At 40.7% G+C, this 21,095-nt stretch carries 25 protein-coding genes; 9 read left to right on the top strand and 16 right to left on the bottom strand.

Features of this window, described 5'->3' with window-relative positions; translation table 11 throughout:
* Positions 1-41: 41 nt before the first annotated feature.
* The 3 genes from crcB to ELQ35_RS17975 form a co-directional block, all read right to left on the bottom strand.
* Positions 42-431: a fluoride efflux transporter CrcB gene (gene crcB, locus ELQ35_RS17965; RefSeq protein WP_126866586.1), complete on the bottom strand. Its 390-nt coding sequence runs from the start codon at positions 429-431 to the stop codon at positions 42-44.
* Between the two features lie 143 nt (positions 432-574).
* Positions 575-772 (bottom strand): cold-shock protein, encoded by a 198-nt coding sequence (locus ELQ35_RS17970; protein WP_028393295.1) that lies wholly within the window; start codon positions 770-772, stop codon positions 575-577.
* A 201-nt stretch (positions 773-973) separates the two neighbouring features.
* On the bottom strand, positions 974-1,453 hold the full coding sequence (locus ELQ35_RS17975; protein WP_126866587.1) for a hypothetical protein: 480 nt from the start codon (positions 1,451-1,453) through the stop codon (positions 974-976).
* A 100-nt stretch (positions 1,454-1,553) separates the two neighbouring features.
* On the opposite strand from ELQ35_RS17975, the gene ELQ35_RS17980 reads away from it, so the two are divergent.
* Positions 1,554-2,003 (top strand): GNAT family N-acetyltransferase, encoded by a 450-nt coding sequence (locus tag ELQ35_RS17980; RefSeq protein WP_246026123.1) that lies wholly within the window; start codon positions 1,554-1,556, stop codon positions 2,001-2,003.
* Positions 2,004-2,026: 23 nt separating this feature from the next.
* Here the strand turns inward: ELQ35_RS17980 and modB are convergent, their stop codons facing one another.
* Entirely contained in the window at positions 2,027-2,683 is a 657-nt protein-coding gene (gene modB, locus ELQ35_RS17985; protein ID WP_126866588.1) for a molybdate ABC transporter permease subunit, read from the bottom strand.
* A 278-nt stretch (positions 2,684-2,961) separates the two neighbouring features.
* Here modB and spx point away from each other — a divergent pair, with 278 nt between their 5' ends.
* Positions 2,962-3,357: a transcriptional regulator Spx gene (gene spx / locus ELQ35_RS17990; protein ID WP_126866589.1), complete on the top strand. Its 396-nt coding sequence runs from the start codon at positions 2,962-2,964 to the stop codon at positions 3,355-3,357.
* A gap of 48 nt (positions 3,358-3,405) precedes the next feature.
* Here the strand turns inward: spx and ELQ35_RS17995 are convergent, their stop codons facing one another.
* From ELQ35_RS17995 to ELQ35_RS18010, 4 genes are all read right to left on the bottom strand, one after another.
* Positions 3,406-4,821 carry a HAMP domain-containing sensor histidine kinase gene (locus ELQ35_RS17995; RefSeq protein WP_246026129.1) on the bottom strand — a complete coding sequence of 472 codons (1,416 nt, stop codon included), beginning with the start codon at positions 4,819-4,821 and terminating at the stop codon, positions 3,406-3,408.
* The gene (locus tag ELQ35_RS18000; RefSeq protein ID WP_126866591.1) at positions 4,811-5,497 is read right to left on the bottom strand and encodes a response regulator transcription factor; all 687 of its coding nucleotides are present in this window, start codon (positions 5,495-5,497) and stop codon (positions 4,811-4,813) included. The genes ELQ35_RS17995 and ELQ35_RS18000 overlap by 11 nt, the downstream gene beginning before the upstream one ends.
* A 207-nt stretch (positions 5,498-5,704) precedes the next feature.
* The gene (locus ELQ35_RS18005; protein WP_246026124.1) at positions 5,705-6,649 is read right to left on the bottom strand and encodes a VanW family protein; all 945 of its coding nucleotides are present in this window, start codon (positions 6,647-6,649) and stop codon (positions 5,705-5,707) included.
* A 366-nt stretch (positions 6,650-7,015) separates the two neighbouring features.
* Complete coding sequence (locus tag ELQ35_RS18010) at positions 7,016-7,228, bottom strand: hypothetical protein (protein ID WP_126866592.1); 213 nt, start codon at positions 7,226-7,228, stop codon at positions 7,016-7,018.
* 198 nt (positions 7,229-7,426) lie between these two features.
* Here ELQ35_RS18010 and ELQ35_RS18015 point away from each other — a divergent pair, with 198 nt between their 5' ends.
* Complete coding sequence (locus ELQ35_RS18015; protein WP_126866651.1) at positions 7,427-7,696, top strand: ArsR/SmtB family transcription factor; 270 nt, start codon at positions 7,427-7,429, stop codon at positions 7,694-7,696.
* Here ELQ35_RS18015 and ELQ35_RS18020 read toward each other — a convergent pair.
* From ELQ35_RS18020 to ELQ35_RS18030, 3 genes are all read right to left on the bottom strand, one after another.
* A complete protein-coding gene (locus tag ELQ35_RS18020; protein ID WP_126866593.1) occupies positions 7,693-8,613 on the bottom strand; it encodes a cation diffusion facilitator family transporter in 921 nt (306 codons plus the stop codon). The two genes, ELQ35_RS18015 and ELQ35_RS18020, sit on opposite strands and share 4 nt — an antisense overlap.
* A gap of 210 nt (positions 8,614-8,823) precedes the next feature.
* Positions 8,824-9,903, bottom strand: a complete 1,080-nt coding sequence (locus tag ELQ35_RS18025; RefSeq protein WP_126866594.1) for a copper resistance D family protein — start codon at positions 9,901-9,903, stop codon at positions 8,824-8,826.
* 6 nt (positions 9,904-9,909) lie between these two features.
* Positions 9,910-10,446, bottom strand: a complete 537-nt coding sequence (locus ELQ35_RS18030; protein ID WP_126866595.1) for a copper resistance CopC family protein — start codon at positions 10,444-10,446, stop codon at positions 9,910-9,912.
* A 393-nt stretch (positions 10,447-10,839) separates the two neighbouring features.
* Here ELQ35_RS18030 and ELQ35_RS18035 point away from each other — a divergent pair, with 393 nt between their 5' ends.
* A complete protein-coding gene (locus tag ELQ35_RS18035) occupies positions 10,840-11,454 on the top strand; it encodes an NADPH-dependent FMN reductase (RefSeq protein WP_126866596.1) in 615 nt (204 codons plus the stop codon).
* Between the two features lie 160 nt (positions 11,455-11,614).
* Here ELQ35_RS18035 and ELQ35_RS18040 read toward each other — a convergent pair whose 3' ends face one another.
* Positions 11,615-13,459, bottom strand: coding sequence for a sigma-54-dependent Fis family transcriptional regulator (locus ELQ35_RS18040; protein ID WP_126866597.1), 1,845 nt, complete (start codon positions 13,457-13,459; stop codon positions 11,615-11,617).
* Between the two features lie 401 nt (positions 13,460-13,860).
* On the opposite strand from ELQ35_RS18040, the gene ELQ35_RS23495 reads away from it, so the two are divergent.
* The 4 genes from ELQ35_RS23495 (at position 13,861) to ELQ35_RS18055 (ending at position 16,927) form a co-directional block, all read left to right on the top strand.
* Positions 13,861-13,989 carry a hypothetical protein gene (locus ELQ35_RS23495; protein ID WP_281278138.1) on the top strand — a complete coding sequence of 43 codons (129 nt, stop codon included), beginning with the start codon at positions 13,861-13,863 and terminating at the stop codon, positions 13,987-13,989.
* Entirely contained in the window at positions 13,986-14,576 is a 591-nt protein-coding gene (locus tag ELQ35_RS18045) for a zinc-binding dehydrogenase (protein ID WP_126866598.1), read from the top strand. Before ELQ35_RS23495 ends, ELQ35_RS18045 begins: the two co-directional genes overlap by 4 nt.
* A 119-nt stretch (positions 14,577-14,695) precedes the next feature.
* A complete protein-coding gene (locus tag ELQ35_RS18050; protein ID WP_126866599.1) occupies positions 14,696-16,177 on the top strand; it encodes an aldehyde dehydrogenase family protein in 1,482 nt (493 codons plus the stop codon).
* A gap of 189 nt (positions 16,178-16,366) precedes the next feature.
* Positions 16,367-16,927 carry a cysteine hydrolase family protein gene (locus ELQ35_RS18055; protein ID WP_126866600.1) on the top strand — a complete coding sequence of 187 codons (561 nt, stop codon included), beginning with the start codon at positions 16,367-16,369 and terminating at the stop codon, positions 16,925-16,927.
* 144 nt (positions 16,928-17,071) lie between these two features.
* On the opposite strand, the gene ELQ35_RS18060 is transcribed toward ELQ35_RS18055, so the two are convergent.
* From ELQ35_RS18060 to ELQ35_RS18075, 4 genes are all read right to left on the bottom strand, one after another.
* On the bottom strand, positions 17,072-17,455 hold the full coding sequence (locus tag ELQ35_RS18060; protein ID WP_126866601.1) for a hotdog family protein: 384 nt from the start codon (positions 17,453-17,455) through the stop codon (positions 17,072-17,074).
* A 172-nt stretch (positions 17,456-17,627) separates the two neighbouring features.
* A complete protein-coding gene (locus ELQ35_RS18065; RefSeq protein WP_126866602.1) occupies positions 17,628-19,046 on the bottom strand; it encodes a SpoVR family protein in 1,419 nt (472 codons plus the stop codon).
* A 102-nt stretch (positions 19,047-19,148) separates the two neighbouring features.
* Complete coding sequence (locus ELQ35_RS18070) at positions 19,149-19,460, bottom strand: DUF3889 domain-containing protein (protein WP_126866603.1); 312 nt, start codon at positions 19,458-19,460, stop codon at positions 19,149-19,151.
* Between the two features lie 30 nt (positions 19,461-19,490).
* Positions 19,491-20,504, bottom strand: a complete 1,014-nt coding sequence (locus tag ELQ35_RS18075; protein WP_126866604.1) for a M14 family zinc carboxypeptidase — start codon at positions 20,502-20,504, stop codon at positions 19,491-19,493.
* Between the two features lie 130 nt (positions 20,505-20,634).
* On the opposite strand from ELQ35_RS18075, the gene ELQ35_RS18080 reads away from it, so the two are divergent.
* Entirely contained in the window at positions 20,635-20,874 is a 240-nt protein-coding gene (locus ELQ35_RS18080) for a YhdB family protein (protein ID WP_126866605.1), read from the top strand.
* Positions 20,875-21,095 lie beyond the last annotated feature (221 nt).

The raw sequence follows: 21,095 nt of genomic DNA on the forward strand, positions 1-21,095 counted from the left end.
TATAAGAGACAGCAATGCCCCTCCCGCCCCAAGTAGCCAAATCACACTGCATCACTCTTTGTTAAAGCAAAGAATTCCGAAAAAACTTTACCTGCTACGGTAAAAAGCAATCCGAACGAGATACTGATCACGACGTATAAAATAGCCAGCCAAATATGTCCTGACTCTGCAAGCATGACTGTTTCGATTGAAAATGCCGAGAAGGTTGTAAAAGATCCAATGAAGCCAGTACCTAGAACCAGGACGAGCCTCGGATTTCTCTTTGTTTTCCGTCCTGAAAAGGAATGTAGCCAGCCGAGCAAAAAACAGCCCAAAAGATTTATAATCAGAGTCGAGAGCGGAAATCCATTTTCAGCCTGTAACCATTCTCCTGCTTGATAACGGCATATCGTTCCAAGAAACCCGCCAATCATGATGAAAAAAAGATCCATATTAACACCTCATAGCGATACTTTACCAAGAATGGTTTCATCAAAATGATACCATTTGGAATCCATTTTAAACAGGCTCGGTCGATATAACTGATAAAAGACCAATAAAAAAGACCCCGGATGGGGTCTTTTTTAGCGTTCCATTACTTCTGAACGTTAGCAGCTTGAGGTCCACGAGCGCCTTGCTCGATTTCGAAAGAAACTTCTTGGCCTTCTTCAAGAGTTTTGAAACCTTCACCTTGGATAGCAGAGAAGTGTACGAATACGTCGTCTTGACCTTCTACTTCGATGAAACCGAAACCTTTTTCTGCATTAAACCATTTAACTTTCCCTTGTACCATGTATATTTCCTCCCGTTTGGAAAAAATCCTTTTATAACTATTCTTGATTTAGGATAATGTCTTAAGAGGAAACTTTTCGTGAATCGCTCTGTAACCTTATTCCCCACAAAAATAATTGAATATATTATAACAGGGTATATTTTAAAAAACAAGGTCATTTAAAAAATTAGTTACAGCTTTTTCCACAAGCCGATATTATATCTATACCGATTTTTTTCGAAATCCTTCTTCCATTAAGTAACGTGTTGCCTCAACTGGCGATTCAAAACATTCTTCAAGATTTATGCCGGCATACACATTCCACAGCAGATCTTCATTGACAACTGTAAGCTCCTGTTTTTGCGGTCCAACCCAGGTACCCTCTATTTCTTGATCCGCGTTTTCTTCCTCGCCGGTCTCGGAAAATGCCGATAAGTAAGAAATGCTCGCCTGCAATATTTTCCGGAGCTGTTCCTCAGAATATTCCCTGATGTTGATGAAACCTTTTTTATCACTTGCTTTTCTAGGTAAATGGCCCGCATAGACAAACCCGTTTCCATTCGGATGCAAATGCTGGACTACGATTTTTTTATCATACACGCTTCCTTCAAAATGAAAGTTGACTCGGCCAAGCGATACATCTTTTCTTTGCAGCTCAGGGTACGATTCGATAATTTCCAGTTTTTCTTCAAAAGTTAGCACACAACATCCTCATTTCGTAGTACAATTTCTTTGACTGATTATAACACAGGCTCGATGACAGGCAACACCAGATGTAATAAAACAGGAAAAGGCAGTTGAAATGATGCTTCGAAAAGTGGACTTGCAAAACCTTTCATTAGCCAATGAATTGTATACTGTTCAACAAAAGTCCTACACTATTGAAGCCGAGCTAATCGGTTTTCTCGATATCCCTCCGTTAAAGGAAACATTTGATGAACTCCTATCCTGCCAGGAAGAGTTCATAGGGTACTTTATCGATGAAAAGCTTGTTGGAGCCGTCTCTTACTCGCTTGAGGACGAAACGGTGCATATTTGCCGGTTAATCGTTGATCCAGCCCACTTCAGAAAAGGAATCGCCCAAAAGTTACTGGCCCATCTCCAAAATGAAGGAAGTCCAGAAAGAATGATTGTTTCGACTGGAAAGGATAACCACCCTGCTATCAGTCTTTATCTAAAAAATGGTTTCAAGTTGATAAGAGATATTGAAGCAGCTCCCGGATTTTATTTGAGTCTATTTGAGAAAAGATAACCGTTTGATCTGCTAAAAAAAGGTCATTCCCTGATAATATGAACCAAAACGAGCATAACGAAAGAAATGATAATCATTGTCCCGACCCAGAGCCATGCCATTTGCATGTTTCCTGAATCCATTGCCACATAAATCGCTGTTGACATCGTCTGGGTCCTGCCGGGAATGTTACCGGCAAACATTAATGTAGCGCCAAATTCACCGAGTGCTCTTGCAAAGCTAAGGATGGCCCCGGCAAGAATGGCCTTTACCGCGAGAGGCAGGGATACCCGGATAAATACTTTCCATTCACTGGCTCCATCGACACGGGCCGCATTTTCGATGTCTCCATCAATCGCTTCAAAGCCCGTTTTAGCTGACTGATACATCAGTGGAAAAGCAACGACGATCGAGGCTATAACGGCGGCCCACCAGGTGAACATGACTGGCATATGAAACAGCCATTCAATCGCTCTGCCAGCGGGACTGTTATTCCCAAAGATAACGATTAGCAAAAAACCGACGACAGAAGGCGGGAGTACAAGCGGGAGCAAAAAAAGAGTTTCGATCAGTACACTCCCATTAAACTTCTTTCCTGCCATCATTCGTGCTGCTACAGTACCTAATATGAAAACGATAATGCCTGAAAGCAGTGCAATCTTGATCGATAAGCTGACTGGTGACCAAAAATCGGCTGCCATCCTTAGCTTATGTCCTTAAATCCATAATTTTTCAACATATTCATTGCTTTATCTCCCTGTAAATAATCATCTAACGGTTTTCTTTCTTTTTCTTTTGGATGTTTTGTATCAACTTGATTATACCTGTACAATGAATCAGGAAAAAATAAATTTGTCCACAAAAAATATTTCCCTGACATTTTGCTGACACAATGTAAAGATAAAGTAAGGGTATCACAAATTCCCAACCAAAAATGCTGTAACTATTGAAATTTTTAAAAATTAAAGGAGTCGATCAAATGATTACTATTTTCACTACTCCAAGCAGCCTGGCATGCAGAAAGGCAAAAGCCTGGCTTCAGAAAAATGACATCACTTATAACGAAAGAAATATATATGCACAACCGTTATCGGTGGAAGAAATAAAGGAAGTTCTCAGAAAAACAGAGGGCGGTACAGATGAAATCATTTCCACACGTTCTAAGAAGTTCAAAGATCTGAATGTAGATATTAATAACACCCCTCTCAACGAGCTTTGCAAGATCATCCAGGAAAATCCTGATTTACTGCGCCGTCCGATTATTTTTGATCATAAAAATTTACACGCAGGCTATAACGAAGAAGAAATGGGCCGTTTTCTTCCCCGTAAAGTCCGTAATATCCAACTGTGGAGAGCAATCAGTTTAATAAATTAGCTATAAAAGGTTGCCCGATTAAAATTGGGCAACCTTTTTTATTCGGAGCTACGTTCCCATGAGGGTTATCGTAAAGATGGTTCCATTCTCGCTGCTTTTTTTGAGAACGAGATCACCTTTTTGCGCCTTGGCAAGCATTCTGCTGAAAGGGAGTCCAAGTCCCAGGCCTCGCACTTTCAACTTTTTCTTTTCTCCCCTGTAAAACGGTTCAAAAATATAGCGCTGTTCATTCAAAGGAATTCCCTTTCCATTATCTTTCACATCAATATTTACCTTGGACGTTTCACCTTTATACAAGGAAATTTCAATGTTTCCATCCTCTGCTAATGCTTGTTTTGCATTATTTAATAAATTAATGATGATTTCCTGCAATCGAAGCGGGTCTGCCAGTCCAAAAGTCACTTTTTCGGGGACCTTCACATCTAAATTGAAATGTTGGTCCTCCTGGGTAACTTTCCACTGATAGGCAATCTCTTCAATCAGTTCATTTAAGTTCTTCTGTTTCACCTTAATCGTGAATGCGCCTGAAGAGATTGCGTTGAAATCAAGGAGATCTTCAATCATTGTTTGAAGCCTTCTAATTTCTTTCAAAGAAATCTCGAGAAATTCTTTGCTTTCTCCTCCGGTTACCACATCATCCTTCACCGCCTGCACAAGTCCGCTGATTGAGGTCACAGGCGTCTTTAAATCATGGGTCACACCAGCAAACAACTCAGCCCGCAATTTTTCAAGCTGCGTCAACCGGTTCGTCATCTCTTTAAACGATTGGATCAGTTCGTAGATTTCTTCCTCTCGGGCATCTTCGTATAACTCGATATCATAGTTTCCTTCACGGATTTGCACAGCTGCCTTCGCTACATCCCGGATCGGTTTTGAAATTTTCCGTGATAACACATAGATAACCGCCCATCCCAGAATCCCAAGACCGCACAGCATAATCGCTAACAAGCCATGATCCTGGTTAACCTCCTTCAACGAATCTTCCTCCTGAACGATGATAACCCAGCCAATCTGCTGTTGGGCATAATTAATTGGCGATTTTACCACATATACCTCGTTGCCATCCTTCAATTCTACTTTTTGAATACTGTCTTTATTATCAAGGATCGATTGTTGTATATGGTTTTCGCCCTCTTTTATATCAATTTGCGGCTTCGTAAAGCTGATTTGTCCTTTAGGATCGGTTAGATAGATGATCGGCTCTTTATTCAGATGGAGAATTTTCTCCCGATCATCAATGATTCCCCATAAAATCGGGCCAATGACAACTTGGCCGTTATCCTTGATGGCGCGGTCGGATGTTTCATCGGCTAAATACTTTAACAAATTCAGCCTGTATTCAAGTGCAGTTTGCTGCATCCACCACATGGAGACAACAGCCAGTAACAGTAAGCCCACACAAAGGGTAAGCAAATAACGTGTTGTCCAATACCTTAGAAGTGTCGTTCGTTTTTCAGTTTTCATAAACACACAATTGATACCCCAATCCCCGCAAAGTTTTGATTTCCCCTTCAGAAGCAGGCCAATTTTCAAGCGCTTTACGGATTCGTTTGATGGCTAAATCGACGGCACGGTCACTGCCGTCATAATCCATACCCCAAACCTGCTCGATTAACTGTTCTCTTGTATAGATACGGTTCAGATTTTTAGCAAAAAAGATAAATAAGGAGAGATCTCTTGGTGTAAGGCTTATCTCATTTCCGTTTATCTGGATGCTGTATGAATCCAGATCCACTTTCAAACTTCCAAACTGCCTAACATTCTCTGCTGGAAGGATGCCTGCTGAGCGCCTTAAAACAGCATGCACTCTTGCAACTACTTCTTCTGCAACAAACGGCTTTGAAACATAATCATCCGCTCCCTTCTTGAAACCCACTAATTTATAATTTATATCGCCCAGCGCAGTCAGCATGATCACTGGGCATGAATCCTTCCGGCGGATTTCCTTTAGTATTTCCCAACCGTCTTTTCCGGGAAGCATGACATCAAGCAAAACCAGATCTGGATTGCTTTCGTCAAAGACGGCCAAAGCCTCTTCCCCGTCAAAAACCTGGATAACCTGAAAACCTTCTCGCTGAAGGTATGCTTTTAGCACCATCGAAATCGCTCTTTCATCTTCCACTATTACTATCGTTTTCAAACAGGGACCTCCTTTACTCTCACTTATCATTAGCCACATAGTTGAAAAAAATATAACACAGTAATATGTCAAATAGATGTTAGGCTATTTTTTATTTTCATTCTCTATATTTAGATTCCACGGTTGGACAAGTGCTAAAATTGAAAAATAAAAAATGATAATGATGGAGCAGAAAAAAGGTGGAAACTTTACGTTTCCACCTTTTTTCTAGCTTTTGGCTACATTTTGTGCAGCAGCTTTTACCTGAATTTCGAGAGTGCCACTTTCCCTATTCATTATCGTTTTAATCATCACAGGAAAGTCCTTATTGTTCAAGAATTTAAAATCCTTCCCTCCATATGAAACCGTAGCATCCCGATCTTTTGGTACATATCCGACCTGCTTCGAGTGGTGGTGAAGTTCGATAATTCCTAAGCCCGCCTGGTCAATTGCATTATACAGCGTGCTGGATGTCTGGCAAATTCCTCCGCCAATCCCTTCTACATACTCTTTATTTACTATCTCCTTAGCTTTTTGATAGCCTCTTTCAGGAGTCCGTTCACCAACAATCAGATTAAAGTAAAACCGGTCTCCGGGACCGAGAATGATTTGGTTGATTTCCTGCGCGGAAAGAGCTATATTTGCCGTTCTTCCGGTTACAGTCGGATCGAATTTTGTGATGAAGTTCCCTAACATAGTTTGATCGATATTTGCAACCGCTCCAGCTGTAGCATTGGGCGCCGTTTCACTGATTGGCACTTCTATTACTCTCTGGAAAGCAGTCACGTTTTCAAGCTCTTTTATGAGTGCAGCTTGATCCACTACAACCCGGGCCTGCCCTGCCTTTAATTTACCATCACTGGCCAATCTGGCAGGAATCATTGGCTGGTCATATTTCGCTTCCAATTTCTCAGCAACATTCCTGGCATCTTCTTTGCTTCTGAAAGAAGATGCTTGTAACTTTTGTAATTCATCCCCATTTCTCGAGTCAACAAAAACAAGATCCGGTTCAACAAATTCTTTCTCGGAGAGCATAGTTTCTTTTTTAAAATGCTTGCTTAACCCTTGAAGTTCTTTTTCGGAGGTTCCAGAGGCTTCCCCTCCTTGACTAACCAATAAACCCAAACAGCCGACCACTCCAACTAACGCCGATAGCAGTATACCTTTTTTCAATTTATTCACACCCGCATTCAAAGTTTCCCATATTCTAAACCGCAAAAATACTACCTTATCAAAATACTTTTCCATGAAAAACAACCGCATTGTACTACTATGATAAATTTATATCCGTTCATTACCAATTATATTCTGGTGATCTCTCCCCTGTACAGGTTATTATTGAAGTGATTCCCTTAACAAGAAACGGTCACCCATCCATGGAATTTCTTAACTCAAGTATACTATTTTTGGAATTTGAATTTCAACCTATTATGACACTTATATGTCAATTCTTTTTCGACAATAAAAAAAAGCCGACAGGATATTTACAAGTCTGTCAGCCTTTTTGATGCATGTGTAAAAGCAGCATGAAAACTGTTTCTAGTCTTCTTTCTCCGTATCGTCAACAATCGCCCATAATTCTTTATTGAATAACTCATTGTTACAGGTTAAGCTATGGTCTTCCCCCTTTTTCTCTCTGCTTAGTATTTCATTTATTTCGCCGACATCGCCTTTGGCGTTTATAATTTCAAATAGCTCCATCATGCCATCATCACCGGTTTCTCCATTGACCTGCTTCTCTGGTTCTTTCATCTCGAACCCCTCCTTTTGATTCATATCATTCCCGAACCTGGCTGATTTACCCATTTTTCTAAAAAAATCATGCGCTTTTCAGCTCCATGATTTTTTTTCTTGCTTGTTATCGCTATAATAAGGCGTAGGAGGTTGATTTATGTGAAGAATGAAAAGGAAAACAATCAAGCTTCACCGGGGGATTTGGACGAAGAAACAATGTTTATCGTTTCCCAAACCTTTAAAGCTTTATCGGATCCGACCCGGCTGCGTATCCTGCATTTATTATTTGGCGGAGAATACTCTGTTAATGAAATTGCCGAGAAACTTTCCCTGCTACAATCCACAGTCTCCCACCAGCTGCGTTTCCTGAAAAACTTACGTCTAGTCAAGTTCAGGAGGGAAGGCACATCACTTTATTACTCTCATGATGATGAACATGTCATGGATATCTTAAAACAGACCATTGAACACGCCCACCATCATTAATTGCAGGTGCCATGGGGGCTTGGGCATCCGTTGTCAACGAGTTCAACCTGAATCGTACTGTGCTCTATCCCGAAATCATTATGGAGAACGGATTGAGCATGAAGCAATACTACATCATGATTTCCTTCTCCTGTTATTGCCATATGACAGCTTAACATCGTCAGCTCCGAAGTGATCGACCAGATATGAAGGTCATGTACTTCCTTAACAAGCGGTATATTCTGCAGGGATGCTTTTACTTTTTGCACATCAATTTGAGAAGGAGTCCCCTCCATTAATACATGGAAAGATTCCCTTGTCACCCTCCAGCCGCTAATGAGAACAAGAATTGATACTACTACGCTTGCAATCGGGTCAGCGATGCCCCATCCAAAAAACATGATAAGCAATGCGGCCGCGATTGCACCTACAGAACCAAGCATATCTCCTAAAACATGGAGAAACGCACTTTTTACATTTAGATTTTCGTCCTTATCACCCTTCATTAATATCCAGGCAGCGACAATATTAACAACCAGCCCCAGAACGGAGATCAGCAGCATTCCCGTGCTTTGCACTTCCGGCGGGTTAAAAAAGCGGTGGTATGCCTCATAAAAGATGTAAAGGGATATGGCAATCAAGGTTACCCCATTTATAGCAGCAGCAATAATTTCAAATCGTCTATACCCATAGGTTTTGGTTCGCGATGCTTGTCGTTCCCCCAGCTTAATAGCGAATAAACTTAATCCCAGTGCCACGGCATCGCTTAGCATATGGCCGGCATCCGACAGCAATGCCAAACTATTTGTTGCCAAACCGCCGATTACTTCAACTACCATAAAGGCAGTAATTAATAGAAATGACCAAAATAACGCTTTCTTATTTTCTGAGCCATGACTGTGGCTGTGACCATGTGAATGCCCGTGATGATGTCCCATAGAAAATCACTTCTTTCTATATACATGAATATATGCTCATATATATTATGTCGGATTAGCAAAAAAAGTTCAATCTTTATATTTTTTTATTTTCCCTTTTATATTAGGAAGTACACTTAATTGTCATTGTATGTACGGCAAATTAGCCAGAATGCATAATAAAAGCAGCCTGCATAGGACGCCGGCTGCCTTTATTGATAGGACCATCCTTTATAAATATAAACGATTTAGCCCAAAGTATGCACTTGCAATAAAGCATACACTGAACAATACATACCATACTATCGAAGCTTTTTTGCGGATCGAGTATGCAAGCATCCCTAAAAAGGCAATGGAAAAGGTGATCAGAGAAACCCCTTCCAGTATCTGACCGGATTGAATGGTTAGATGGACAGGCGAACTTATCGTACCGCCTGCCATAAATTGTGCCCACTTGGCAGCCCCCTCCGAATCGACAGTAAAATCAATATTATGTGGAGGAGAAAGCGTCCCCAAAAGGCCTGTGAAACCAATCACAATAAAGAAAAGAATGCTTTCTGCTCTTAAGAATGGGAATGGATTAAACCCACCCTTTTTCCCTTTCCTTGTTAGATACATATTTACGAAGGCAAGTGCCAAAAGCGGTATGATACTTAGATGCTTCAATAATAACGTCTGCCCATAGGATAGTACCCAGGAATTCACATAATCCTTCACATCCACTACAAAAAGCATAACCGCAAAGCCACTCGAGAGAATGATCGCCATGCATATCGCAGCAAAAGTGGAAAACCATTTAAGGAAGGAGTGCAGATTTTTCCCATCCTTTGCAAACCAGGATACATGAAGCAGCACACCGGCCCATAAGGTAACAGATAGTAAATGGATCGAATGCATCGCCCAGCCTGCCACAAACGATAATGAAGCGACATGGCTGGCATAACCTACTGCAGTGATTAAACATAACATCCAAAATGCCTGAAGATAGCGGGAGCCATTATGAAGAGTCGTAAACCATAGAAAAATGGACACCCACGAAATTACCAGCCATGCCTTTCCGACCTGAAAGTCCGTTATCACAGTCATCAGGGTCTCACTCACGCTCATGACTCCATTAAAGTGGGCAACCACCTGCAGAACAGGACCTAAAGAACAGAGAATAATTCCTAATATGCTAATTAAAAGCCAGGGTTTAGACATCTGTATGGCTGGTTTTCTATCGTCACTTACAAATAACAATACAACATGGCCCATCAGCAGGGAGAAGAAAATATAGCTGCACAATTCCAATAAGACAATCAATACATTCATTTGTTATTACCTTTTCCTTCTCAGGAGCAGAAATCCGACTATGAGTAAGACGACAAAACCAATAATGATATAAGTAAAGATCGGAGTCTCTTTATCCTCATTAACAATATTCTTTTTCTCGGGTTGATTCTGAGTAGGCGTTTCCTTTTTTATTTCACTCTCCGGTTTAACTGCCTGTTTCTCCTCTTCCTGTGCAATTTGAAAAGGGATGTCACCTTGTATAACATGGCCATCTTTTCCGACAATGTTCCAGTTAATTTTGTAAGACCCATTGTTTAAAGGCGTGCCAATACTCGCACTCATTACATTTTTCTCTACGGTTACACCCTGTAAAGGAATTTCCTTATTCGATTCATCGAATAACTTCATCGTACTCAATGATTCAATGTCCGTTTCAAAATGTAAAACGATTTCGTGGAGAGACTTTTTCAACACTTCTCCATTATCCGGTGTCGAGGATGCCAAGCCTGTATGTGCCTCCACAGGAATTGATTTTATGATCAATAGCGCTATCAGGGTTACAATTAAAGAAAATTTTCTCACTTCTCCACTTCCTCTACTCTTTCATGATATGAGCAAACTTTCCTTAAGTATACAGCAAACTTTTCTTAAACTAAATGTAACTAAATCTCTTTTTTTAAGCGAAAATACAGATAATTAAGCGAACAAAACCCGATTTAAGCGAAAAAGTGGATTTTCAAGCGAAAGTTGCTTCCATTTAAGCGAAAAGTAATAAAAACGTATTAATCTTGGATTGAGCAAGAGAACAAGAAGAACCATCTATAATTTTCTTTATATTACCTTGTGTTTTGACAAAATAAATATACCGTGTTATATTATCTCATGTTCAAAATACTTTAATTAGAGATAATTAAAATATTGAGGCTTTACAGAAAATATAGAATACCTAGTAAAAGGTATTATAGGTGGTGCAGCATGGCGTTTTTTAACAAATTATTTGGTGGATCAACCAATGAGGAGGAACAACAAGTGGAAAAATTAAATATCGGGATTATCTTAGGAAGCACACGTCAAGGACGTTTAAGCCCACAAGTAGGAAAATGGGTAAAGGATATAGCTGACAAACGTGGAGATGCAAATTACGAAATCGTAGATATTGCAGACTTCAAATTGCCGTTTTTAGGAGAAGGTACTGGTGAAGAACCAGGATTAACAGCTTGGCCAGAAAGACTTGCTAGCTTCGATGGATTCGTATTTATTGTTCAAGAATACAATCACAGCATTACAGGAGCATTAAAAAATGCACTTGATTCAGCACGTGATGAATGGAACAATAAGGCAGCAGGTATCGTAAGCTATGGTTCAACAGGTGGAGCTCGTGCAGCTGAACATTTACGTGGAATCTTAGGAGAATTACTAGTTGCCGACGTTCGTATACACCCAACATTGTCATTATTTACAGACTTTGAAAACTTCAGTGAGTTTAAACCAGCTGATTTACACCTTGATAATATGAATCTTATGCTTGACCAAGTGATCGCTTGGAGCGGCGCATTAAAACCTTTACGAAAACAACCAGAACAAATATAAGTAAAAGGAGGGGGATGATCATTCATCCCCCTCCTTTTTTTGTACACTAGGCAGTTGAATACTCCTAAACCAATGGTTTATACTCTTTGTTTTTCAAGTAACAATAATGCCTCTAACCCGAAGAATGGAATAGAAACCTTACTACTCCCCCTATTGTACGTCATAGCGTGATATTATACATTTTCATTTTCCGATAAAGCGTATTTCGGCCGATATTCAGTTGTTTTGCAGCATAGCTAATATTTCCGTTTGTTCGTTCTAACGTTTGTTTAATAAGATGAATTTCTTGTTCCAGTAAGCTTGTTGGCTTTTGTTCTGTTGTTTCTTCATTTTTCCGTTTGGTTGAGGTTGGGCAAAGGGAAACAAGCAAGGCCTTTGTAATCGGATTATGATCGGCTAGAAAAGCTGCCTGTTGGAGAATGTTTTGCATCTCTCGGAAGTTCCCTGGCCAATCATATTCGACAATAAATGTTTTGGCGTCTTCCGTTAGTTCTGCTTTTTCTTTTTTGAAGGGTAACTGAGATAAAATATGTTCTGCTAACAGCAGCATATCTGTACGATTCCGTAGTGCTGGTAGTTTTAAGGTAAAGCCATTAAGACGAAAAAATAAATCGGCACGAAATTGGCCTGCTTCAATTTCTTTTTGTAGGTCTTTATTTGTGGCGGCGATAATCCGCACGTCGATAGGGCGAGGAGTAATACCGCCGATACGTGTCACACAGCGTTCTTGCAGTACCCGAAGTAATGTGGCCTGGGCAGTAAGGGGCATATCTCCAATTTCATCCAAGAACAAAGTACCGCCATTTGCAGCTTCAAACTTACCTGTTTGACCCCCGCTTTTTGCTCCAGTGAAGGCCCCTTTCTCATATCCAAATAACTCACTTTCTAATAAGCTTTCTGGAATAGCACTGCAGTTAATCGCAATAAAAGGTTTATCACTCCTTAAACTGGCACCATGAATAGACTGAGCAAACAGCTCTTTTCCTGTACCACTTTCACCAGTAATAAGAAGGCTAATATCCAAGTCGGCAGCCCTTTTAGCAATGGATATCGTTTCATTCAAATGAGAGTCATTATTAATAATATCTGTAAATTGATATCGGCTGATTAGACCTTTCTGTTGTTGTTTCTCTACCCGCAAAATTACACGGGAATGATCTTGGTTATCACTAGCAACTGTATGGACGGTAAACAACTGGTTATTAAGCGAAAAGTTTTGATCTTGTCCTTTTAGCAAAGCAGAAGAATCAAGTCCGGATATAATGCTCCCAATCGGTTGGCCAACCGCGTTTTGCTCTGAACAACCAATGGTACGGGATGCAGCGAAATTGAGGCTTGTGATGTTTCCCTCTTTATTGAGTGTAATAAGGGAGTTTGGATGCTGATCATAAATAAAATATAAATCTTTCGTTTGTTTTTGAGTATCCGCTAATAAAAGGGATTGTTTGATACTATGCGCTACTCTTTGGACTAAACTTAAAGAAAATGGATGATAGTTTTGTTGATGACTACTTAAATTTAAAACACCAAGAAGCCGTCCATCCGGATGAAAAATTGGAGTTGCTGCACAAGTAAGAAAATGATTATCCTGATAAAAATGTTGGCTCCCGTGAACAAGTACTGGTTTTTTTTCAACAATCGCTGTACCAATAGCGTTTGTTCCCTTTGATTCCTCCAGCCAATTTGCCCCCTTCCGCAGGGCTACATTTTCGGCTTTCCTAATAAAAGAAGGATCGCCAACAGCATCAATGATATACCCTTCTGGTGCAGCAAGTAATAGTATGGAATCCGTTCCGTGAATCGAATCATACACGTCTTTCAAAATAGGAGAGGAATAATAAAGGAGCTCTGCATATTGATCGTAGTATTCAGCGAGCTCATATTCTCCAAGTGAACTTTTTTTATCCATTGTTGTAAGTTCAAGTCCTTTTGAATGACAGCGCTTCCACGATTCTTGAATATAAGCAGGTATTGTTCCTTTAGACGCATCAAAATTGACTGACATAGAATTACACCTCCCATTAGTAAAGTACTCCGTAAAGGTAGTTGGAAATAACTCAAATATAACCTATTGTAACAGAAGATTCAGAAAGATAGCCAACGATTGCCTTCTGTCATACAAAAATAGTAATAATGCTCCAAGGCGGAACACGATGATGTTCCATAGTAGAACAGTATATATTTTTATCACAATCAGTTAATTACTTTAGTGGGGAATTATTAGGTTTTTTCTTTTGGCACGAATCTTGCATAAAACAAGTTGAGAACCTGATTTCAATAAGATAATGAAAGGGAGGTACAAAACAACCATACGAACAGGATTACATACACCGATGAAAAGACCATCGTTAACACGGTGGTACATAGCCAGCGAGGTCCATAAAATATATATGGGAGTTGTAAAGAATGAAAGCATTGGTACTAACTGAACTTCAAAAGCCATTAGAGGTCTTAAATATGCCAGATCCAACAATGACTCCAGATGGTGTCATTGTCCGTGTTGAGGAACAGCAGGACTTGGTTGTAGATTTATGACCTCATTTCATGGGATTGTAGACCAAGTTCAGGTTAAACCTGGAGAATGGGTTGCTGTTCATGGTTGCGGTGGTATTGGTCTTTCTGCCATTCATATCGCTTCCGCTATGGGTGCTAAAGTGATTGCTGTGGATATTAATAACGATACTCTTACACTGGCAAAAGAGCTAGGTGCAGCCGTTACAATTAATGGCAAGGAAAAGGATGCTGTCGGAGAAATTGTAGAATTAACAAAAGGTGGCGCACATGTATCGGTCGATGCACTGGGTATTACAGCAACATGTCAAAATGCTGTTAACAGCTTGAGAAAAAGAGGACGTCATTTGCAAGTAGGTCTTACAACCCAAGAAGAACAGGGCATGGTTCCATTGCCAATTGATATGATTGTTCAAAAAGAACTTTCCATTATAGGTTCACTTGGAATGCAGGCAAATCGTTATCCGGCAATGCTTCAAATGGTCGAAAGCAATACTTTACAACCTGAAAAAATGGTTACACAGACGGTAGGCCTCGATGATGCTGGTGATGTATTAATGTCAATGGGCGAGTTTAAAACAGTGGGAGTTACTGTACTGGATCGCTGGTAAACTATCCTTCTGCTGTGTTTTGATAGGATTTCATGAAAAGGTTTTCATCATTATCTATTGTGGGAGCAAATTTACTAGGTCAAACATTTTCTTATACCAAATGAAAAGGGGTTTTATTAATGGAACAAACAATTCGAATTAGTCCACGTGTACAAGAATTTTTAAAAGGAACTAAAAAACTTTTGATTAATGGGGAATTGGTAGAAGCTACTTCTGGGCAAACCTTTGAGACTCTTGATCCTTCTAACGGAAAAGTATTGGCAGTTGTGAGCGAAGCAGGACCAGAAGATGTTGATAAGGCGGTCAAAGCAGCCCGCCAAGCTTTTGACAATGGTTCGTGGAAAAAAATGAGTGCTTCTGAACGCGGGCGCCTTATTTATAAATTAGCTGATTTAATGGAAGTACACAAAGAAGAGTTAGCACAATTAGATACATTAGATAACGGGAAGCCGATTCGTGAAACGACTAATGGAGACGTACCTCTTGCCATCGATCACTTCCGTTATTATGCTGGATGGGCCACAAAGATTGTAGGTCAAACGATTCCAGTTGCAGGAAACTACTTTAACTATACTCGCCATGAAGCGGTTGGTGTGGTAGGACAAATTATTCCTTGGAATTTCCCTCTTCTTATGGCAGCGTGGAAATTAGGAGCAGCCCTTGCTACGGGTTGTACGATCGTTTTAAAACCGGCGGAGCAGACTCCGTTATCGGCTTTATACTTAGGTCAATTAGCACTTGAAGCAGGATTCCCGCCAGGGGTTCTCAATGTTATACCTGGATTTGGAGAAACAGCTGGGTCACCGCTTGTAGACCACCCAGATGTAGACAAAATTGCCTTTACAGGTTCAACGGCTGTAGGAAAAATGATTATGCGTCAAGCATCCGGTACAGTTAAAAAGATCTCCCTTGAACTGGGCGGGAAATCGCCTAACATTATTTTGCCAGATGCCGATATGAGCAAAGCAATTCCTGGAGCTTTAGCAGGCATTATGTTTAACCAAGGGGAAGTTTGTTGTGCGGGCTCTCGTCTTTATATTCAGAAGAAATCCTATGATAATGTGGTAGCGGATTTAGCTGCTCATGCACAAAACATTAAGCAAGGGGCTGGGCTTGATCCATCTACCCAAATAGGGCCATTGGTTTCTGATGAACAATTACAACGTGTGGGAAGCTATATTGAAAAAGGGAAAGCAGAAGGTGCAGAAGTTGTAGCCGGCGGCGTTTACGGTCAAGGAGATGGCTATTTTGTAGCTCCGACAATCTTTGCAGATGTCAACGATGAAATGACGATTGCTAAAGAAGAAATCTTTGGCCCTGTTGTAGCTGCCATGCCGTTTGACGATTTAGACGATGTAATCCGCCGTGCAAATAACTCCGAATATGGTTTAGCAGCAGGGTTATGGACACAGGATGTGAAAAAAGCACACTATGTAGCCAATGAATTAAAAGCAGGTACCGTTTGGGTAAACTGCTATAACGCTTTTGATGCTGCTTCTCCTTTTGGAGGATACAAACAAAGTGGAATTGGTCGAGAAATGGGAAGCTATGCGTTAGATAACTATACTGAAATTAAGAGTGTCTGGATTAACTTAAACTAATTTATCTTTGTTTGAATAAAATATCATGATAACAGGGGCAAGCTTTTGTCCCTGTTTATTTAATACATCTTAATTTTTCGATTTTGGTTTTGTAGCGGAATTTTCAGTTAAGTCGCCGGTTTTTCGGTTTTGTCGTCTACTTTAGATTTCGTCGTTAATATAAATGAAAAAATAAGGAGCGAAAAATAAATGGAAAAGACTGCTTTAATTCTTGTTGACATTCAAAACGATTATTTCCCAAATGGACGCATGGAGCTGCATGAACCCGATAAGGCAGCAGCAAATGCCCGAAAGTTACTCGATTTCTACCGTAGCAAAAACATGCCAACATTTCACATCCAACATATTTTCAATGATCCCAATGCGCCGTTTTTCGCTCCAGGAACAGAAGGAATCATCATTAACGAAACAGTTGCGCCACTCGAAGGAGAAACGGTCATCCAGAAGAACTATCCGAACAGCTTCCGTGAGACTACGCTACTTAATCAGCTTCAAGAAGTTGGCACGGAGCATGTTGTCGTATGCGGCATGATGAGCCACATGTGTATTGACGCAACGGCCCGTGCAGCCGTGGATAACGGCTTCCAATGCACCGTCATCGAAGACGCTTGCACATCACCAGACCTATCGTTTCGCGGACGTAACATCCCAGCAACTGATGTCCACGACGCATTTATGGCTGCACTCGGAAGCCTCTACGCTACAATCGAGACGGCAGATTCCTTCTTGGAAAATGCAACAGTAAAGTAAGAATAAAGGGTACCACCTCAAATCTATAACATTAAATAGGTGAAAAGGACACTTGGTAGTGATATACCAGTGTCCTTATTTCAACTTTTAATAAAACATTTTCGGACGGTGTTGAAATAAGTTGTTTACTCTTTTTGATGAAAATCAAATGCCATCCAAGATAATACCCGAAAAAGTGCCATTCAGGACTTCTTTTTTATTTTGATTCATGCATACAAAGGAAGCTGCCATGGCGATTCGTTCTTTTTGTCTTTCAAATTGTTCAATTTTCACTTCGCAACGGATCGTATCTCCGGTAAACACAGGTCTTAAAAATTCAAAAGACATCTTGCGGGCCAGAACGTTAAAGTCACCGCCAACTTTGGTTGGCAGCGTCGCCGTCAATAATCCTTGAATGACTACACGCCCCTGTTCATCAGGATGTATATGATGATCACCCTCATCTCCTGAAATTTTTGTAAATAATTCTACTTCCTCTACAGTAAATGTCCGTTCCCAAGTAATTATGCTGCCAGCTTCTACAGTCATGCCATGTTTAGCCTCCTTTTATATCCTAAATGGCTGTATATGATACTTTGATTATACAGAAAAAAAGGTATAATCTCCTCACAGATTGAGGAATTATACCTTTTTTATTACATTAAGGGGACTTTTTCAGTGGCCTCCCCCGAGGCACGCTCTTTTTTTGGATAAAGCCGTTTTATAAATATTTCCGATGGATCCCTTTCCCGTCATAGGAAAACAGAACTTCTTTATTTTCCATCATTGATTCGAGGTGGACAGGGCGGCCCCATAGCTGATGGATGTAAGGCAAAACTTTCTCCGTATATTTAATATCAAGTTCAATTCCTTCAAACCAATGCTTCAGATACAGTTCCCCATTACGCAGATAATCACCGTCGTTTACTGTGATATATGGGAAGCCTCCGTTGACGCGCATGTTGACGAGCTGGTCGCGTACCTGCTCCCAGGCTTTATCGACGATTTTATAATCCTTGCCCTGTTTCTGGAACAGATACATATCTTCGCGCATTATCAGGTCCTTGGATAGGTAATTACGCAAAAAGGAAATATCGCTTTCGATTTCGCGAACCTCAAACATTTTCTCCCGGCCAGATCCTGGCTTGACACCCCGCCTTTTCATTTCCTCGGTCGGGTTATTATAGCATTCTTCGATGTCTTCAAAGATTTTAAGCCCTAAATAATATGGATTAATGCTTGTTTTTGAAGGCTGCACCACGCCCGCATTCAGCTTCGCAAATTCGATCGCTTCATCTGATGTCAGATCGAGTTCGCGGAGGATCCGTTGGTGCCAGAATGATGCCCAGCCTTCGTTCATGATTTTCGTTTCAAGCTGCGGCCAGAAATAAAGCATTTCTTCCCGCATCATTGTAAGGATGTCACGCTGCCAATCCGACAGCTCCCTGCTGAATTGCTCAACAAATAAAAGGAGGTCTTTTTCGGGCTGCAGCGGGAAATTCTTTTTCTTCTTTACAGGTTTTGACTGCTGTTGGGCTTTTTGATCAAGCGACCATAGATCGTCGTATGGTGAAGAAGAAGTTCTTGCTGTTTCCTCTTCGTCCTCTGTATTCTCCATCGTCCAGGGCAGTTTTGGACGGACCAGTGATGGATCAATATGCTCTTCAATGGCCAATACTGCATCCAGGAAGGTCTCCACTTCCTTTTTGCCATACTCTGTCTCATATTGCCGGATTCGTTCTGCGGTGGCTGCCATGCTCTCTACCATGTCACGTTTTGTATTCTGAAAACGCACATTATTTTTGAAAAAGTCACAGTGAGCCAGTACATGGGCAACAATCAACTTATTCTGGATTAGCGCGTTGGAATCGAGCAAAAAGGCATAACATGGATTTGAATTGATCACCAATTCATAAATTTTACTTAACCCAAAATCATAATGAAGCTTCATTTTGTGGAACTGTTTTCCAAAGCTCCAGTGAGAAAAACGTGTCGGCATGCCATAGGCACCGAACGTATAAATGATTTCAGAAGGGCAAATTTCATAGCGCATTGGATAAAAATCGAGGCCAAATCCTTTGGCAATCTCGGTAATTTCACTGATCGTATACTCCAGGGCTTTTTGTTCCGCTATATTCATCGCTTCTCCCCCATTTTTAGTCTTATGACAATGTATGATGGAAGAATCGGAACAATGACGCCAGACTTCGATATCTTTTCATTCTCAGCCTTTTTCGGGATACTAGCCTCTAATTTCTTCTACAGTCAAGTTCAACATTTTATTGTTGGTAAGACTATGCCTGACCCGGACGGTTACATCGACTTTCTTTCCATTTTCATTAACTGTAAATAAAAAGGAATCCTCTACCTGACGTTTCTCTAATTTGTTGCGTCCAAGGTATTGGTATTCGGTCACTTCTTCACCTGGATAATCAGCCTGTACGACCATAATCGCTATTTTCCCGTACTTTTCATAATCAGGCGCTTGTGCTCCAGCCGTGCCTGCCTGGAACATAATCCATACTGTAAACAAAATACCAAGAATTTTTTTCATGATCTGCCTCCTCGTTTGCTTTTGATATCTTTAATATGTAAAGAGATCGTCATTCTTATTCTTCTTACCTGTACTTTTCGCTTCATTTGCAAGCATAAGGCCCGCTGCTTTGTTTCTCTCCCACTCTTCTGCAAAAACAGATAGCGGAGGACTCGTCTCCCCTACAAGGTAACTAAGCTCAATTGTTAATGCCGGACGGTTGAATTCGGTAATGAACCAATCCGTAAATCCGCTTCCTACTGCATGTTTTTCAGGAAGGGACAGCTCATAGCCAGTCAAGCTCGCCATTTTTTTGGCTATTAGATAATCTCTGGTAACGTTTTCCGGTTTGTTGTGATAATACCAGAATATTTCCCTCCCGGAAGTATGGTACGCTGCAGCAATTTCCGGCTTAATTTCCCTGGTGAATTTAGCTAATGCCAGAGCTTCTTTAGCCTGTAAAGGATGTCTTCCTTTATAGAATTGATAATGCGCGCGTTTAGCTTTTGCTTTACTGTTTTTCCAGCCGGCCGGGTATTGTCGGTTAAGATCAATTCCTATACCGTTTGCTTTCCATCTCCGGTAGTCGAACCTCAGGTTGTTCATTCTCCATAGGGCCGCTTTTTCTGGCCAGGAAAGCCCGGTCATGTCCCCCTGCTGAATAGTGACACCGTCCGGATTTAGCATCGGAACAAACCAAATACTGACTTCATTGAGAATACCCGTTGAGAATCCATCAATTGATTGATTTTTGGCATATGCGGCATTGTATGTTTCAAGCATCTTCATTAACAGGGATGCCGTAAGCCACTCCCTGCCATGATGGGCGCCAACGAGCAAAATATCCTGTTCGCCGTTTCCGAGTTTCGCCGCCCAAATTTCTCTGCCGTGATGCGATTCGCCAATTTTTTTTATGTCCATTTTCTTGTATTTTTTCTGTAAAGTATTCAAATCTGCTTCCATTTTTTCATATGTATAAATATGATTTATATCCACAATATTTTCTGCCTGGATGTGCCAGGGGAAAAACAGGAGACAGGCCAGGCAAAGTATGATCTTCTTCATGTAAAAACACCTGCTTTTTTATTCAGGTAAATTGAAACAGTCGCGGCTTACGTCCTCTCCACATATTGTATGGGAATGTTCCTTCACATTTGAACAAACTACAAGTAACTCCTTTAAGGAGGAAGATAAAATGATTAAAGCGGATTATGATCGGGCGTTGTTTTATACACATCGTTCTGAATGGGATAACTTGCTGATCTTAATGGTCAGGACGAAGGATAACATTCTGTCAAAGAAAATCGAGCACTTTCTGCATGCATATAACTTTGAACATGATTACAGGGTAATCGAGGAAAAACTGTATGTCTTACTTCGGTATTTGGACCATGCCGCGGAAATGTCTTCACAAGATATTTTCTTATATGGCTGATCTGCAGATAATTTTACAAATAGCTTTTGCAAATGGGAAATTTTTATACGCAAAATAATGGAATACTTGGCTGGTACTCCTAATAAAGCGAAACAAAAAGAGGCTGACTCTTAGATCAGCCTCTTTTTTATTAAATAACTTTTCAATTTATACTGGTGTTTAGCGCAAGCAGCCTAGCCCCGACGCACAGGACAAGGGACGCTTCTTCGGCAGCATTTACA

It is taken from the genome of Peribacillus cavernae, assembly GCF_003989135.1.
Lineage (GTDB): Bacteria > Bacillota > Bacilli > Bacillales > DSM-1321 > Peribacillus > Peribacillus cavernae.